Below are 15,068 nucleotides of genomic sequence, written 5' to 3' on the forward strand. Positions count from 1 at the left end.
GATATCAGGTGTGTTTTCTTTAGGTCTTGAGATTCTCCCCTTAAATCTCCCCCAGATCGAAACCTGTCGAATGATATGGCTGAATACCATTATTATTAGTTTCACCTAGAATGGAATATCCCCAGCAGCAGGGATTGCCAATGAAAAAGAGCCGCACTCCCCAGGTCCAATTGACCATAGGAATGCGGCTCTTTTGTCCTAAGCCGTAATCTTATACTGCTTCCTTAACTTGCTCCAATGCAGCTTCATGCCTTTCATCTTGCAGTATTCCTTCAGCGGAATCATGATACCGTCTGGACCTTTGAACGGCTGTTCCTTAAACGAAGCTTCCTGACCATCTACATGAACGGTAACTGCTGCATGATCCAGTGTCAGTGCCTTCAGCTTTTCCATCAGCTGCTTCGTTGACTCTCCCGCTCTGGAACCATTCACTCTGAAGCCGTTCGTCTGCCCTCGTTCATTAATCCCTTCCTTGACCGTAAAGGATAAGGTAATGCCAACCTCCTTCAATATATCCAGCACTTCTGCATTATAGGCTCCATATGGAAAAGCGATGATACTTCGCTTGTTTCCAAGCTCTGCTTTCAGACTTTGCTCAGCTTTCTCCAAGTCGGTCTTTACGCGTGTATGGTATTCCTCATCTGTCTCGACACGATTCTCTTTCTTCAAATATTGATGCCGTGTGAGCACTGGCTTCGATAATCCGTCAGCACGCATCACACCATATTTGTGGCTGTCGTATGTATGATTATAGAAGGACATGCCGGACTTCTGCATTTCCCGCATTTGGTCCCATGTCATTTTAGGCCGGCCTTTCTTCGAAGGACTGTCCGCACCGGATACGATGACGAAATTCACAGCAGGATAACCAAATTCTTTCAGTATCGGATAGGCTTCCTTATAAAAGCTCTCATAACCGTCGTCAAATGTCAGCAGCACGGCATTGTCCGGAACATTACCCTTGTTGTCGATAAAATCAGCATATTGATCAATGGAGATGATGTGGAACCCGTCCGATTTCAGCTGCGCCATCTGCTCCTTGAATGAATCAATGGAAATCGCTGATTCTGCTCCCGTTGGATCTGGAGTCACCGATACATCGTGATACATTAATACAGCAACTTTGTCTGAGAAATACACTCCGCTGCTTTGTTTATCTTTAAGTGTCCACTCCAACTTAGATTGAAAGGTTGATTCTAGGAATGAGGCCGGTACCATAGGTTCGCCATTGACCACATCCACAGCGGGAGGCTGCTTCACCTTTTCGCCGTTGACGTAAAAGCTGACCGTCTTCGCATCTGCCGGAATGGAACATGCGGCAATCAGCCATAGGCTCATCATTAATAGAATAGGTTTCATCCAATTGGCAACACTAGTCCGAATCATCTTCTTACTTCCTCCTAAATAAAAAACCATTTGATTGTTACAGTTTTTACAGATACTGGACGTCGATAGGCAAAAAAAATATCCTGCAAGGATTGCTGTTCTCTAATTCTAAACGCAGCTCGTTACTGGAAAGTTGCGGAATTATGATAAAATTTTAATGCGTATTCTATTATATATGGAGAGTGAAGAAATGAACATTGCTATTTTCGGAGGGACAGGCCGGGTCGGGAGACTGATTATAGAGCGTGCTCTTCAGGAGGGGCATACCGTTACCGCCCTCGTAAGAACACCAGATAAATTAAGAGATTTGGCCGGCAGCAGCTTACAAATAGTAGAAGGAAATGTGCTCGACAGCGACGCCATATTTCAGACGCTCCAAGGCTCTGATGCGGTCATTAGTAGCTTAAGCACGGATGGCGGAACAACGCTGTCGGAGAGCATCCCCCTTATTCTCGAAACGATGATTAAACTTGAGATCAAACGAATCGTGGCGATTGGAACAGCGGGGGTGCTGAACAGCCGAACGGAGCCTGGCCTGCTCCGCTATCAATCCAGTGAATCACGAAGAACACTCACGAGAGCTGCGGAAGAGCATCATAATGTATGGCGTCTATTAGAGGGGTCTGTGCTCGATTGGACATTGGTCTGCCCTACTTATTTGCCGGACGGACCATCCGAAGGCAGTTACCGGGTAGAGACAGACTATTTACCAGAGGATGGAAAGAGAATTACGACAGGTGATACCGCCGCATTCGCCTATTCGCAGCTAAGCAGCGACCAATATTTAAGGTCTCGTGTTGGCATCGCTTATTAAACGGGAAAAATGTGAAAAGCCAAGGCATGCAAACGTTATGCATACCTTGGCTTTTCAGATTAGGAAATATTAATGTTGGCCAAGCAACGTCTGGATCTCGTTGTCAATCTTCTCCGGCGTAACATTGGGACCAAACCGTTTAACGACTTTTCCTTCTTTATCCACAAGGAATTTCGTGAAATTCCACTTGATTCGCTTCGAGCCAAGTACCCCGCGTGCATCCTTCTTAAGCTTCTGGAACAACGGATGCGCGGTATCGCCATTCACATCAATCTTCTCATACAGCGGGAAATTAACGCCGAAATTCAGCTCGCAGGACTCTGCGATCTCCGCATTATCCTCCAGCTCCTGGTTCATAAACTGACCACTCGGGAAGCCTAGTACAGCAAAGCCCTGTTCCTTGTAATGATCATGCAGCTTCTGCAATCCTTTGAACTGTGGGGCAAATCCACACTTGGTCGCGGTATTCACAATCAGCAGCACTTGGCCTTTGTAAGGCGCAAGCGTTTGTTTCTCACCTTTGATCGTCTTCAGCTCGATATCATATAAGGACATTTCGGAACATCCCCTTCGAATAAATTGTTATTAATTAAATTGTATAAAATATAGTTGTAGTTGTCAAAGGCCATTTTCTTTCTTTTGACACGTTATAAGCGCGGTGCTACAATACAATCACCCAATTAATTGCATACAATTTATATAGATCTATACCGATCGAAAAGGAGGATTCGACAAGCTGTGAACAGCGACGAACTGCTGAAGCTCGACAATCAGATCTGCTTTGCCTTTTATGCCTGCTCGCGGGAAATTACGAAGCTGTACCGCCCGATTCTTGCCGAGCTTGGCCTCACCTACACGCAATATATTACACTTCTTGCTCTATGGGAGCAGGATAATGTCTCGGTAAAGGAGCTTGGTGCCAAGCTGCTGCTTGATTCCGGCACACTTACTCCCCTGCTGAAGAAGCTGGAGTCTATGGGACTGCTGACAAGAGCCCGTGACAAGTCCGATGAACGGCACTTAATTGTTCGTTTGACGGAGAAGGGTCAGGAACTCCGCAAACAGGCCGAATGCGTTCCAGGCCGGTTGTATGAAGGAACCGATATTGAACCGGAGGAGCTCATCTCTCTCCGTAAACAAGTGCAATCACTAATGAACAAGATTAACGAAGCTACTTAATAGCTCTAGAAGCAGGTTGTCTGTCACGTACAGGCAGCCTGTTTTTTTTTTGCGTTGCGGCCCATTGACTCTTGCTGTTCATTCTTGTATAGTTGGTTACACGAGTAATCAACCAGTTAGGTTGTGAGAGGTGATGTTAACGTTATGACTCTAATCATCGATGACAGCCGTCCCATCTTCGTACAAATTGCCGAACGAATTGAAGACGACATCATCCAAGGACGACTGCCTGAAGAATCGCAAGTGCCTTCAAAGAACGAGTTCGCCTCCTTTTATCAGATTAACCCTGCAACTGCCGCGAAAGGCGTTAACCTGCTGGTGGACGAAGGAATCCTGTATAAGAAAAGAGGGATTGGAATGTTTGTAGCCACAGGCGCCCGCGCCGTGCTGGTCGAGAAGCGCAAAGAGCAGTTTTTTGAGCAATACGTAGTGACGATGTTACGGGAAGCAGAGAAGCTGGGAATTTCAGCAGATCAATTAACAGATATGATTCGGAGAGGGGATGCCAAATGACAAACCATGTTGTAGAAGTGAAGCAGTTAACCAAGTCCTATGGAAAAATGACGGCAGTGAACGAAGTTTCGTTCACACTTGAGCCGGATAAGATTTACGGGTTGCTCGGAAGAAACGGCGCCGGCAAAACAACAATCATGCATATGATTACGGCCCAGTTGTTCGCAACAAGCGGCGAGCTGAAAGTGTTCGGAGAAGAGCCTTATGAGAACGCAAAGGTGCTCAGTCAGATCTGCTTCATCAAAGAGAGCCTGAAATACCCGGATAACTATATGGTCAAAGATGTGCTTGAGCTGTCCGCTTCCCTCTTTCCGAATTGGGATAAAGAATATGCGAACTCGCTGGTACAGGACTTTCAGCTGCCTCTGAAACGCAGAATGAAGAAGCTGTCCCGCGGCATGCATTCCTCTGTGGGCATTATCGTCGGGCTTGCCAGCCGAGCGCCACTTACCATTTTTGACGAGCCTTATCTTGGTTTGGACGCCGTTAACAGAGCACTGTTCTATGACCGGCTGATTGAAGACTATTCCGAATATCCGCGTACGATTGTATTGTCTACCCATCTCATTGATGAAGTAAGCCGAATGCTGGAGCATATTATCGTCATCGAAGGCGGGAAGATTCTAATTAATGAAGATGCTGAAGAATTGCGCGGATCAGCCTATACGGTAGCTGGTACAGCAAGTGCAGTGGAAAGCTTCATTCAAGGGAAAAAGGTCATTTCCCGTGAGCCATTTGGCGCTCTGCTGACAGCAGGAGTGTTCGAGAGGCTGACCGATACTGACCGGAAAAAGGCAGCAGCTCTTGGGCTGCAAATCGCTTCCGTATCCCTGCAACAGCTGGTCGTCCAGCTGACGAATAAGAAACTTGAGACCAAAGGGGGCTCCCGATCATGAATCGAATCTCGAATGTGATGAAGCTTCATAACCGTGACAAACATGCCTGGATGACTGTCCCTGCCGGCATTCTTGCATCCAGCTTTATCGTAAATCTGATTATCGGATATGGAAGCGGAGTTGCGATTTATACCGGCGGCTTATCGTCGATCTTCATCTATATGTTAGTCCTTGGTATTATCGTCATGCCGCAGACCTTTCCGTTTGCCATCAGCTTCAGCGTCCGGAGAACCGATTATTTTATCGGCACCGTCTTGAATGCCCTGCTCTCTAGCCTAGTCTGGACACTGGCTCTCCTATTGTTATCAAGCATTGAGGAAGCAACCAACTACTGGGGTGTGCAGCTACATTTCTTCAGCCTTCCATTCTTATCTGACGGCAATATCGCTCAGGAGTTTCTAACCGATTTCCTGCTTCTTCTGACTCTGTTCTTGTCGGGCTTAGTGATCGGAAGTATTTTCCGAAAATTCAGAGCAATCGGATTGTTTATCACCAGTTTAGCCGCGATGGTCGTGACGACTCTTCTTGTTGTTCTTTCCACACTTAACGACTGGTGGGAACCGATCTGGAATTGGCTGAAGGATACTACGGCATTTGAGCTTTCGTTATGGTTTCTGCCGATTGCCCTATGCTTCGCCATCATTTCTTACCTGCTGATCCGCAGATCAACGGTATAATCTTTTAAATAGAAAAAAAATCATCCCCCTTACTCAGACATCCTGTGTCATCGGCTATTGCTGTTGAATACAACGGTAATACAATGCTGCCGGAATGACAGATGCCTGTTAAGGGGGATTTTTTATGGATTTGCGGAGCTTGATGAGCCTTGATGACTATGAGCGCCTGGAGGTCATCCAGGATGTACAGAGCGGACTAACTGCTATAATCGCAATTCATAATACAAAGCTTGGCCCCGCACTTGGGGGCTGCAGAATGTGGAACTACCCGACCGTCGAGGATGCTGTTAAAGATGCCGTTCGCCTAGCGCGAGGGATGACCTATAAATCAGCCATGGCGGAGCTGCCCTTCGGCGGCGGCAAAGCCGTTATTATCGGAGATCCGGCGAAGCATAAAAATGAACGGTTATTCCGCGCTCTTGGGCGGTTTATCGATCGGCTGCAAGGCGAGTATGTGACCGGGATGGATGTGGGCACAACATCCACTGATATGGATTGGGTTGCGAAGGAGACTCGGCATGTGACCGATGTATCCGGCTCGCTTGGAGCTTATGGTACCTTCACAGCGGACATGACAGCTTATGGTGTATTTCTGGGGATGAAAGCCTCGCTCAAGAAGATAGACGGTTCAGAAAGCTTGTCCGGTAAAGTAGTCGCGGTTCAAGGGCTAGGAAAAGTTGGTATGTTCCTCTGCCGTTATCTGGCCCATGCGGGAGCAAAGCTGGTGGTATCGGACTTAAATGAGGAGCTTGTCCAGAAGGCGGTCCAGCAATACGGGGCACGGGCAGTAAGTGTTCAGCAGATTACGCAGGAGCTTTGTGATATTTACTCCCCTTGCGCACTTGGGGGCATCATTAACGATAAAACGATCCCTGGTTTCCAGTGCAAAATTATTGCCGGAGCGGCAAATAACCAGCTGGCGGAAGATCGGCATGGTGAGGAACTGCACAGGCGGGGCATTTTCTATGCGCCGGACTACGTGCTGAACGCTGGCGGCATCATCGTCACCGCGGCTGAGCTTAATAACAACTCCCCATCCTACGCTCGAAGCTGCGTCGAACGGATCTACGGTACGGTTGTGAAAGTGTTCGACTACGCCGATCAACATGCCATGTCCAATGCCATGGCTGCGAACCATCTGACCGAGCAGCTGCTCAGCGTGTAAGCGGCGTAAAGCGCGTCATTGAATAACGCCAAAAGGCTGCTCCTCTGGTCGATACGACCAACAGGAGCAGCCTTTTGGCGTTAAGGCCAGCATTCGATTTCTTCCTTTCTCTCCTTTATAATGATTGCATAGGCAAGTTATTGTGAAGGGAGCTGGATCTAAATGAAAGAAGAAATTATTAAACGACTGACCTCTTATGTCATCGTAGATACCCAATCCAATGAGGAGAGCGACACCTGCCCCTCAACGCCAGGTCAGCTTACCCTTGCGAACCAGCTCGTTGATGAGCTGAAAGCCATCGGGATGGAAGACGTAACAATGGATCCGAATGGTTATTTAATGGCAACTTTGCCTGCAAACTCAGATAAACAGGTTCCGACGATCGGATTCCTCGCCCATGTAGATACAGCTACTGATTTCACCGGTAAAAATGTAAAGCCGCAGCTCGTCGATTACGAAGGCGGCGACATTACGCTGAATGAATCGCTTGGCGTGGTTTTGTCAACGAAGGACTTCCCTGAGCTGAGCCAATACAAAGGCCATACGCTCATGACCACAGACGGCACAACACTGCTTGGCGCCGACAATAAAGCTGGTATTGCCGAGATCATGACGGCTATGGCTTTCCTAATTGCAAATCCGGACATCAAGCATGGCAAAATCCGCGTAGCGTTCACGCCGGACGAAGAGATCGGCCGTGGCCCTCACCGCTTCGATGTAGAAGCCTTCGGCGCGAAATACGCCTACACCGTTGACGGCGGCCCGCTTGGTGAGCTGGAATATGAAAGCTTTAACGCGGCAGCAGCCAAGATCACAGTTAACGGCACGAATGTGCATCCCGGTACAGCCAAAGGTAAAATGGTCAACTCGATGAAAATCGCTATGGACCTGAACAGCCGTCTCCCAATAAATGAAGCGCCTGAGCATACGGAAGGCTACGAAGGCTTCTACCATCTGAACACACTGCAAGGTGATGTTGAGCAGACGAAGATGTCCTACATCATCCGTGACCACGACCGTGAAAAGTTCGAAGCGCGTAAGGCAAATATCTCAGCGATCGTCGAGGAACTGAAAGCCATTCATGGCCCGAATAGCATCGTTCTTGAGCTGAAGGATCAGTACTACAATATGCGTGACAAAATCGAGCCGGTCTTCCAGATTGTCGAAATCGCCCGCGACGCGATGGAGAGCTTGGATATCAAACCAATCATTAAGCCGATCCGCGGCGGTACAGATGGTTCGCAGTTATCCTATATGGGACTGCCTACTCCGAATATTTTTACCGGCGGCGAGAATTACCACGGCAAATTCGAGTATGTGTCTGTCGATAACATGGTCAAATCGGTTCAGGTTATCGTTGAGATTATTAAACGGTTCGAACAGCAAGGTGAGTAATTACGAGGGTCTTTCTACTTCGAACAGCTCGCCAAGCTTCGCATAAGATGCACCTGCCAGCCGGCTGACCGGCTGGAGTGCAGCCGCATCAATATGATTCCGTTCATCACAAATGGATTCATCGAGATGATAGCTGACGACACGGCCGATCAGTAGGTCACAGGCAGGTGCTTCAGCCGTACCTCCGAGCGGGATTACCTGCTCCAGAATGCATTCCATCCGCACTTTGGCTTCTGCAATACCTGGAACCGAGATGTGTTCACTAGAAACCGCAGTAAGTCCTGCAAGAGCAACCTCGCTCTCTTCCGGCGGCAGGCTAGCCGCCGTGACATTGAGCTGCTGTACATAGGCTTCATCTGCAATGTGGACGACAAATTGTCCACGTGCGACTGCATGACGAGAGGTATCCTTCGGGATACCTTTTTTGCGCTGCACAGAAACAGAGATCAGCGGCGGGTCAGCCGTAATGATATTGAAATAACTAAACGGGGCTGCGTTAAGTACGCCATCCTCCGATAATGTCGTGACCAAGGCAATAGGCCTTGGAATTATCGTGCCTGTAAGCAGCTTGTAATTATCCCGCTCACTTATTCCTTCTGCATCAATACGAATCATGTTTCCGCCACCTCTCTCTTATTGAAACTGCTCTTTATACCAAGCTGCAGCTGCTGCTACCTCGGTGCGTGTAAGCTGATGACCGAACTGCTCCCAATGAACGGCAACAGATGCACCGGCACCGCTCAACAGCCCTTCAAGCTCTTTCGACTCCTCTGCCGAACAGATTGGATCATTAACACCTGCCCCAATAAATACAGGTACTCCGGATAGATCCGGCAGCTCTAGGCCGCGAATCGGAACCATCGGATGATGAAGAATGGCACCACGAAGCGAGTCTTTATAGTGGAAGAGCAGACTGCCTGCAATATTCGCTCCGTTGGAATATCCGATAGCTACCAGATTGTGCCGGTCAAATCCGTACTCTGCTGCAGCCTCATCTAGAAAATCATTTAATTCCTTTGTCCGGAAAACCAGATCCTCCAGATCAAATACCCCTTCCGCAAGGCGGCGGAAATACCGCGCCATGCCATTTTCCGATACATTGCCTCGAATACTGAGGACGGAAGATTCCGGTGAAAAGCCTGCTGCAAGTGGCAGCAAATCATTCTCGGTTCCGCCTGTGCCATGGAAGAGAACGAGGACCGGCGCTGCCGGATTCGTTCCTTGTTTGAATAAATGTTTCATTTTATACCCCTCCATTATCTTAGTTATTATTAACGATCCAGTTCCATTACCCGTACATCAAACGGTGTGAGCAGCTGTTGAATGCTTTCACGATGTTGTTCGTACCATGCTGGCAGCATCAATTTCTCACCAAGATGCTCGACTTCTTCGTCACGTGCAAAGCCTGGAGGATCAGTCGCTATCTCGAATAGGATGCCGCCTTGCTCACGGAAGTAGATCGCGTTGAAGTATTGACGGTCCACAATCGGAGTTGGCTGGAAGCCATTCTCTGCTACATGCTGCTGCCAAGCCACATGCTCAGCATCGTCTTTTGCTCTCCATGCGATATGGTGGACGGTACCGTGGCCGCCATGACCAGCCGCCATTGGTTCAGTATTCACATCGATAATATTGCCCAGTTCACCAAACGATTGGAAACGAGCTAAGCCATTCTCCTCATCGACTTTCGACAGACCCATTACATGCTCGAGCAATTGTGCAGTTGCAGCTGGATTCGTGCTGTACAGAATCGCGCCGCCAAATCCTTTAATCGCATTATCAGCGGATACACCGCCAAACGTCCATGTGCTTCTTGGACCATCTTCACGCGCCACCAGCTCAACAAGCAAGCCATCCGGATCAGCAAATTGCAGGTACTGCTCGCCAAACCGCGAGGTTTCCTGGAACTCGATCGAGAATTTCACCAGGCGCTCTCTCCAGAAGCCAAGCGTACCTTCCGGTACAACATAAGTGGTGTAGCCAACTTGACCGCCGCCAACTACGCCTTTACGAGAGTTTTCCCAAGGGAAGAAAGTAATAATGGTGCCAGGGCTGCCGACTTCATCGCCGAAGTACAGATGGTACACTTCCGGTGCGTCGAAGTTGATTGTTTTTTTCACAAGTCTCAAACCAAGTACCCCTGCGTAAAAGTCAGTTGTTACCTGAGGGTTTTTCACAAATGCTGTAATATGATGAATCCCTGCTGTACGTTGGTTGTTTGTCATAAATTCCACTCTCCTAATAGTAGTTTTTAAGTTTTTAAGTTTTTAAGTTTTTAAGAATCTTTAATTTAAGATATATGGCATAACATGCTGTATGATAATTACGACCATCATCATTCCTACTTGAAGGTCGTCTGTGCAAACTTGCCTAACTTCTTAAGAAGCGCACTTGCTGCCTGCTTCTCTTCAACTGTCAGCCCTCCAACCGCCTGATCAATGATGAGGGTATGCTGAGGGAAAACTTCTTCGATAAACTGTGTGCCCACGTCCGTCACTTCGGCGTATATGAGCCGTCGATCCTCTGTTGAAGCTCTGCGACAGACAAAACCTTTCTTCTCCAGCTTATCAATCACATAAGTAATGTTGCCGCTGCTCATCAATACCTTCTCGCCAATCTGCTGTAATGGCTGCGGACCTTTATGATAGAGCAGTTCGAGTACCCCGAATTCGGTCCGGTTAAGGCCATGCTTGCGGATATCACGATCAGCATGAGCATTTACCCATTGGCTTGCTCTGGCAAGCGCGATGTAAAGATCAAGTGATTCATCTTTTTCTTTTTCCATTGTGCCGCCTCGCTTTCGTTTATCTTAATTTAAAGATACTTTATTTAAAGCTAAATGTAAAGGGGTATTTGAAAAAAAATTGAGGGGCTGTCCAACTCGTGGACAACCCCCTATTATGACATTCCGTAAGCAGTTGCTTAACGGAGATTAGGTGCCGAATTTTCGCCTGGTGCTTTGTTTGGCGCTGGATTCGCTGATTTAGGTGCAGCGTTTGGCGCCTGGTTGTTCGGCGCAATGTTGTTGCCACCGCCTCCATTGCCGCCTGTACCGCCGCCGCCAATACCTTTGCCGCCTTTACCGTTTTCTTGCATTTGGCTGCCACCGCCGCCAAAGCCTTTACCGCCTTTACCGCCTTCTTGCATTTGGCCGCCACCGCCGCCGCCAAAGCCTTTACCGCCTTTACCGCCTTCTTGCATTTGGCCGCCACCGCCGCCGCCGAAGCCTTTGCCGCCGCCAGCTCCGCCGCCGCCGAATCCGCCGCCACCAGCTCCGCCGCCTGCGCCGCCACCAGCACCGCCGCCTGCACCGCCACCAACACCGCCGCCTGCACCGCCACCAGCTCCGCCGCCTGCACCGCCACCAGCTCCGCCGCCTGCGCCACCACCAGCTCCGCCGCCTGCGCCACCACCAGCACCGCCGCCTGCGCCGCCACCAGCTCCGCCGCCTGCGCCGCCACCAGCTCCGCCGCCTGCGCCGCCACCAGCTCCGCCGCCTGCGCCACCACCTGCGCCACCGCCAGCTCCGCCGCCTTTGCCTACGCCAAGCCCTTTCACTTTACCTGTGCCTTTGGCGCTTACTTTCTTGCCATATTTAGCAGTGCTGTAAGAGTAAGTAATGGACTGGAATGTTTTCGCATCTACTGACCCTGTCGCTTTAAGGCCATGCGTTTTTTGATAATGCTTGACCCCTCTTACCGTTGTCGCATCATAATAGCCGTTTATTTTGCCGGAATAGCTGCCTACTGATTTCAGCATCCCTTGAATAACATAGATATCCGGCCCTTTGGCTCCTTTGCCGACAGCTAGACTTGTGCCAGCCCCGCTAAACATTAATGCCGCAGACAATACGACCGCGCCAATGATTTTGCCTGCTTTACTAGGCTTCCCAGTGCTCTCACGGGAAGACAACAACCAGTCCCATTTCATTTCCAAAGACACCTTCCTGTTCGTGTTGAATTGTTTTTCCACGCCTTACTATTCCCCATTTTCGAATTTCATACGGCACTATATTCGATTAAAAAATTAAAGAGTTTATCGTGAAAATTAAACATGTTGCTCCCTTCCCGATTCATCGCCCAAACCCTTGTTATATAATAGTCCCACTCTAATAACATCTATTAAACCGGGGGTCTTAGCATGTTGAACGAAAAGGCTATCGCATTTCGTTATCTCGAAGGCCATTTCCCGCTTGCCTATAAGGGCGTGGCGGCAGATATTTACGTTTCTCAAGACGACTATGAAGGAGTAGTTCGGGCAGCGAAGGATCTGCAGCAGGATATTAATAAGGTCGCACAAACCAAGCCGCAGCTGATTCACCAAGCAGAAGTGCTGACGAACAACTCCGTTATCATCGGTACAATCGGCAAAAGTGGACTGGTCGACAAGCTGATTGAGGGTGGCAAGCTGGATGCTTCCGAGCTTAGCGGCAAATGGGAGTCTTTTGTTCTGCAAACGGTTACGAACCCTCTCCCAGGCATTGCTGAAGCGCTCGTTATCGCTGGCAGCGACAAACGTGGCACCATCTACGGCATCTATGAGATATCCGAGCAAATTGGCGTTTCACCGTGGCATTACTGGGCGGATGTCCCTGTTCGCAACCATTCGGAGCTCATGTTCCGCAATGGGATCTACAAGCAAGGTGAGCCATCCGTTAGGTATCGCGGCATTTTTTTAAATGATGAAGGCCCTTCGCTTATGGCATGGGTACGAGAGAACTTTGGCGACTTTAAACATAACTTCTATGAGCATGTGTTCGAGCTCTTGCTGCGTCTGAAAGCAAACTATTTATGGCCGGCCATGTGGGATAATACCTTTTATGAGGATGATGAACTGAACCCTGCTGTAGCCGATATGTACGGCATTGTGATCAGCACCTCGCATCACGAGCCGATGCAGCGTCCGCATGGTGACTGGAAGAAACACAAAGAGGGGCCTTGGGATTACTCCATCAATGAAGAAGTGCTGTACAAGTTCTGGGAAGAAGGTATTCGCAGAAGCGCCAGCTACGAGAATATTATTTCACTTGGTATGCGTGGAGATGGCGATGAAGCCATGGGCGGCCAATTAACCTTCCAGGAGAAAATCGAGCTGCTCCAGCGGATCGTACAAGATCAACGTCATATTATTAGCGAACAGACAAAACGAGAAGCCTCCGATGTCCCGCAGTTGTGGGCTCTCTATAAAGAAGTGCAGGACTATTACGAGAATGGCATGCGTGTGCCGGATGATATCACGCTCTTGTGGTCAGATGATAACCATGGCAATCTGCGGCGGGTGCCAACCGCTGAGGAACGCGTCCGCTCCGGCGGTGCAGGTATCTATTATCACCTCGACTATGTCGGCGGTCCTCGTTCCTACAAATGGGTTAATTCCGTGCCGCTTCAGAAAATTTGGGAACAAATGCACAAGGCTTATGAATATGGCGCAGACCTCATTTGGGTCGTTAATGTCGGCGACCTGAAGCCGGTGGAATGCCAGCTGGAGTTTTTCCTGCGGCTTGGGTGGAATATCAATGATTTCAATAAAGATAATATCGAAGAGTTCAGCGTAAGGTGGGCGGAGCAGCAATTTGGTACTGCCTACGCGAAAGAGACAGCACTCATTATTAACCGTTATTCCAAGTGGAACGGCAGGCTAAAGCCAGAGCTCTTGAATGCCGTACCACTGTTTAGTTCCGTTCATTACAAAGAGGCGGATAACGTCCTGGCTGAAGTACATGAGACAGTTGCACTGGCGGAGCGCATCTACGAAGAGCTGGATGAGTCGCTTAAGGATTCCTTCTTCCAATTGGCCCTCTATCCAGCGAAAGCTTCCGCTCAGGTGCTGGAAATGTATATCCGCGTGGAGAGAAGTAAGTTGTATGCAGCGCAAGGCCGGGCTTCAGCTAATACAGAGGCGCGTCTTGTCAAACAGCTGTTTGAGGCTGATGCCAAGCTGACTTACACCTATAACCATGAGCTGGCAGGCGGCAAATGGAACCATATGATGGATCAGCTTCACATCGGCTACACCTATTGGCAGCAGCCAGAGGAGCATATCCTGCCTGAGACAGGAACGATTACCCTCACCAAAGAAAACTCCGGCATGGGCGTGGCTATTGAAGGCTCGGAGCTGGCTTGGCCGCGGGATCCGCAGCTGCCTCCTCTATTGTTCAGCAATTATATGCGGGAAACCCGTTATATCGATTTGTTCAACCGTGGCTCCGAGGCGTTCACCTTCTCCGCCACAGCGGACGAGCCTTGGATTATGCTAAGCATGACAGAAGGCAGCGTGAACGCTCAAGAGCGGCTATGGATCGATATCGACTGGCCAAAGGTACCTGAGTCCGATAAAATTTGCGGTACGATTACTCTGATCGATATGCTGAACAGAAAAGCCTTCACTGTCATGATCTGCGCATGTAAACCGGCAGCTCCTTCCCGTGAAGCTTTAACTGGTTTTATCGAAACGGATGGCTATATCTCGATTGAAGCGGAGCACTACAGCGCAAATAAGGAAACAGCCGAGGCAAGCTGGCACGTTATCCCGAATTACGGACGGACCTTGTCATCGATGGGTGTCTTCCCTGTAACGGCATCGTCCACACCGGAGCCTACAATCGATAATTCGCCTTGTCTCGAGTATGAAGTATATCTGGTAACACCGGGTGAGCTGAAAGTAGCTGCCTTGATCGCTCCAACAATCGACTTTATTCCAGGTCAGGGCTTACGCCTTGGTGTATCCTTTGATGACGGTCCAGTTCAAGTCGTTAGTGCTATCGGGTTAACCAAAGACGGCAGCTACTCGGAACAGGATTGGGAACAGAGTGTGATTCTCAATATCCGTACAGCAGAATCGAAGCATATCGTGCCTGAAGCTGGTTATCATACGCTCAAAATATGGATGGTCGATCCGATCGTCGTCCTGCAAAAAATCATCATCGACACCGGTGGTGTAAAGCCAAGCTACTTGGGACCTCCGGAAAGCTACCGGGGAAATAAATAAACAAGCGAAGACGAAAAAACCTCTCCAGCTGGAGAGGTTTTTCTGACTTTATCGAT

At 49.1% G+C, this 15,068-nt stretch carries 15 protein-coding genes; 8 read left to right on the forward strand and 7 right to left on the reverse strand.

Annotation, left to right across the window (positions count from 1 at the left end; translation table 11 throughout):
* Positions 1–198: 198 nt before the first annotated feature.
* Complete coding sequence (locus FHS17_RS24670) at positions 199–1,386, reverse strand: polysaccharide deacetylase family protein (protein ID WP_167281114.1); 1,188 nt, start codon at positions 1,384–1,386, stop codon at positions 199–201.
* A 190-nt stretch (positions 1,387–1,576) separates the two neighbouring features.
* Between FHS17_RS24670 and FHS17_RS24675 the strand changes: the two genes are divergently transcribed.
* Complete coding sequence (locus FHS17_RS24675) at positions 1,577–2,200, forward strand: NAD(P)-dependent oxidoreductase (RefSeq protein ID WP_167281115.1); 624 nt, start codon at positions 1,577–1,579, stop codon at positions 2,198–2,200.
* A 69-nt stretch (positions 2,201–2,269) separates the two neighbouring features.
* Here FHS17_RS24675 and FHS17_RS24680 read toward each other — a convergent pair whose 3' ends face one another.
* Positions 2,270–2,755: a glutathione peroxidase gene (locus FHS17_RS24680; RefSeq protein ID WP_167281116.1), complete on the reverse strand. Its 486-nt coding sequence runs from the start codon at positions 2,753–2,755 to the stop codon at positions 2,270–2,272.
* 183 nt (positions 2,756–2,938) lie between these two features.
* Between FHS17_RS24680 and FHS17_RS24685 the strand changes: the two genes are divergently transcribed.
* From FHS17_RS24685 to pepT, 6 genes are all read left to right on the forward strand, one after another.
* Positions 2,939–3,379, forward strand: a complete 441-nt coding sequence (locus FHS17_RS24685; RefSeq protein WP_167281117.1) for a transcriptional regulator, SarA/Rot family — start codon at positions 2,939–2,941, stop codon at positions 3,377–3,379.
* Between the two features lie 144 nt (positions 3,380–3,523).
* Positions 3,524–3,892 carry a GntR family transcriptional regulator gene (locus tag FHS17_RS24690; protein WP_167281118.1) on the forward strand — a complete coding sequence of 123 codons (369 nt, stop codon included), beginning with the start codon at positions 3,524–3,526 and terminating at the stop codon, positions 3,890–3,892.
* Positions 3,889–4,788 (forward strand): ABC transporter ATP-binding protein, encoded by a 900-nt coding sequence (locus FHS17_RS24695; protein ID WP_167281119.1) that lies wholly within the window; start codon positions 3,889–3,891, stop codon positions 4,786–4,788. Before FHS17_RS24690 ends, FHS17_RS24695 begins: the two co-directional genes overlap by 4 nt.
* Positions 4,785–5,465 carry a hypothetical protein gene (locus FHS17_RS24700; RefSeq protein ID WP_167281120.1) on the forward strand — a complete coding sequence of 227 codons (681 nt, stop codon included), beginning with the start codon at positions 4,785–4,787 and terminating at the stop codon, positions 5,463–5,465. The genes FHS17_RS24695 and FHS17_RS24700 overlap by 4 nt, the downstream gene beginning before the upstream one ends.
* A 124-nt stretch (positions 5,466–5,589) precedes the next feature.
* On the forward strand, positions 5,590–6,630 hold the full coding sequence (locus FHS17_RS24705) for a Glu/Leu/Phe/Val family dehydrogenase (protein WP_243865522.1): 1,041 nt from the start codon (positions 5,590–5,592) through the stop codon (positions 6,628–6,630).
* Between the two features lie 162 nt (positions 6,631–6,792).
* Positions 6,793–8,025: a peptidase T gene (gene pepT / locus FHS17_RS24710; protein ID WP_167281121.1), complete on the forward strand. Its 1,233-nt coding sequence runs from the start codon at positions 6,793–6,795 to the stop codon at positions 8,023–8,025.
* Here pepT and FHS17_RS24715 read toward each other — a convergent pair whose 3' ends face one another.
* The 5 genes from FHS17_RS24715 to FHS17_RS24735 all read right to left on the reverse strand — a co-directional run bounded on the left by FHS17_RS24715 (position 8,026) and on the right by FHS17_RS24735 (position 11,955).
* Positions 8,026–8,640, reverse strand: a complete 615-nt coding sequence (locus FHS17_RS24715) for a flavin reductase family protein (RefSeq protein ID WP_167281122.1) — start codon at positions 8,638–8,640, stop codon at positions 8,026–8,028.
* An 18-nt stretch (positions 8,641–8,658) separates the two neighbouring features.
* A complete protein-coding gene (locus FHS17_RS24720; RefSeq protein ID WP_167281123.1) occupies positions 8,659–9,267 on the reverse strand; it encodes an alpha/beta hydrolase in 609 nt (202 codons plus the stop codon).
* Between the two features lie 29 nt (positions 9,268–9,296).
* Positions 9,297–10,250, reverse strand: coding sequence for a VOC family protein (locus tag FHS17_RS24725; RefSeq protein ID WP_167281124.1), 954 nt, complete (start codon positions 10,248–10,250; stop codon positions 9,297–9,299).
* 116 nt (positions 10,251–10,366) lie between these two features.
* Positions 10,367–10,810, reverse strand: coding sequence for a MarR family winged helix-turn-helix transcriptional regulator (locus FHS17_RS24730; RefSeq protein WP_167281125.1), 444 nt, complete (start codon positions 10,808–10,810; stop codon positions 10,367–10,369).
* A gap of 137 nt (positions 10,811–10,947) precedes the next feature.
* Positions 10,948–11,955, reverse strand: coding sequence for a peptidoglycan-binding domain-containing protein (locus tag FHS17_RS24735; RefSeq protein ID WP_167281203.1), 1,008 nt, complete (start codon positions 11,953–11,955; stop codon positions 10,948–10,950).
* A gap of 210 nt (positions 11,956–12,165) precedes the next feature.
* Here FHS17_RS24735 and FHS17_RS24740 point away from each other — a divergent pair, with 210 nt between their 5' ends.
* Positions 12,166–15,012, forward strand: coding sequence for a glycosyl hydrolase 115 family protein (locus FHS17_RS24740; protein WP_167281126.1), 2,847 nt, complete (start codon positions 12,166–12,168; stop codon positions 15,010–15,012).
* Positions 15,013–15,068: the final 56 nt, after the last annotated feature.

The organism is Paenibacillus lupini, assembly GCF_011761355.1.
Classification (GTDB): Bacteria; Bacillota; Bacilli; order Paenibacillales; family Paenibacillaceae; genus Pristimantibacillus; species Pristimantibacillus lupini.

Bases quoted from the DNA above. Each gene is read 5' to 3' on its own strand.
- FHS17_RS24670 (WP_167281114.1), bottom strand. From the start codon at position 1,386: ATGATTCGGACTAGTGTTGCCAATTGGATGAAACCTATTCTATTAATG.
- FHS17_RS24675 (WP_167281115.1), top strand. From the start codon at position 1,577: ATGAACATTGCTATTTTCGGAGGGACAGGCCGGGTCGGGAGACTGATT.
- FHS17_RS24680 (WP_167281116.1), bottom strand. From the start codon at position 2,755: ATGTCCTTATATGATATCGAGCTGAAGACGATCAAAGGTGAGAAACAA.
- FHS17_RS24690 (WP_167281118.1), top strand. From the start codon at position 3,524: ATGACTCTAATCATCGATGACAGCCGTCCCATCTTCGTACAAATTGCC.
- FHS17_RS24695 (WP_167281119.1), top strand. From the start codon at position 3,889: ATGACAAACCATGTTGTAGAAGTGAAGCAGTTAACCAAGTCCTATGGA.
- FHS17_RS24700 (WP_167281120.1), top strand. From the start codon at position 4,785: ATGAATCGAATCTCGAATGTGATGAAGCTTCATAACCGTGACAAACAT.
- FHS17_RS24705 (WP_243865522.1), top strand. From the start codon at position 5,590: ATGGATTTGCGGAGCTTGATGAGCCTTGATGACTATGAGCGCCTGGAG.
- pepT (WP_167281121.1), top strand. From the start codon at position 6,793: ATGAAAGAAGAAATTATTAAACGACTGACCTCTTATGTCATCGTAGAT.
- FHS17_RS24715 (WP_167281122.1), bottom strand. From the start codon at position 8,640: ATGATTCGTATTGATGCAGAAGGAATAAGTGAGCGGGATAATTACAAG.
- FHS17_RS24720 (WP_167281123.1), bottom strand. From the start codon at position 9,267: ATGAAACATTTATTCAAACAAGGAACGAATCCGGCAGCGCCGGTCCTC.
- FHS17_RS24725 (WP_167281124.1), bottom strand. From the start codon at position 10,250: ATGACAAACAACCAACGTACAGCAGGGATTCATCATATTACAGCATTT.
- FHS17_RS24730 (WP_167281125.1), bottom strand. From the start codon at position 10,810: ATGGAAAAAGAAAAAGATGAATCACTTGATCTTTACATCGCGCTTGCC.
- FHS17_RS24735 (WP_167281203.1), bottom strand. From the start codon at position 11,955: ATGAAATGGGACTGGTTGTTGTCTTCCCGTGAGAGCACTGGGAAGCCT.
- FHS17_RS24740 (WP_167281126.1), top strand. From the start codon at position 12,166: ATGTTGAACGAAAAGGCTATCGCATTTCGTTATCTCGAAGGCCATTTC.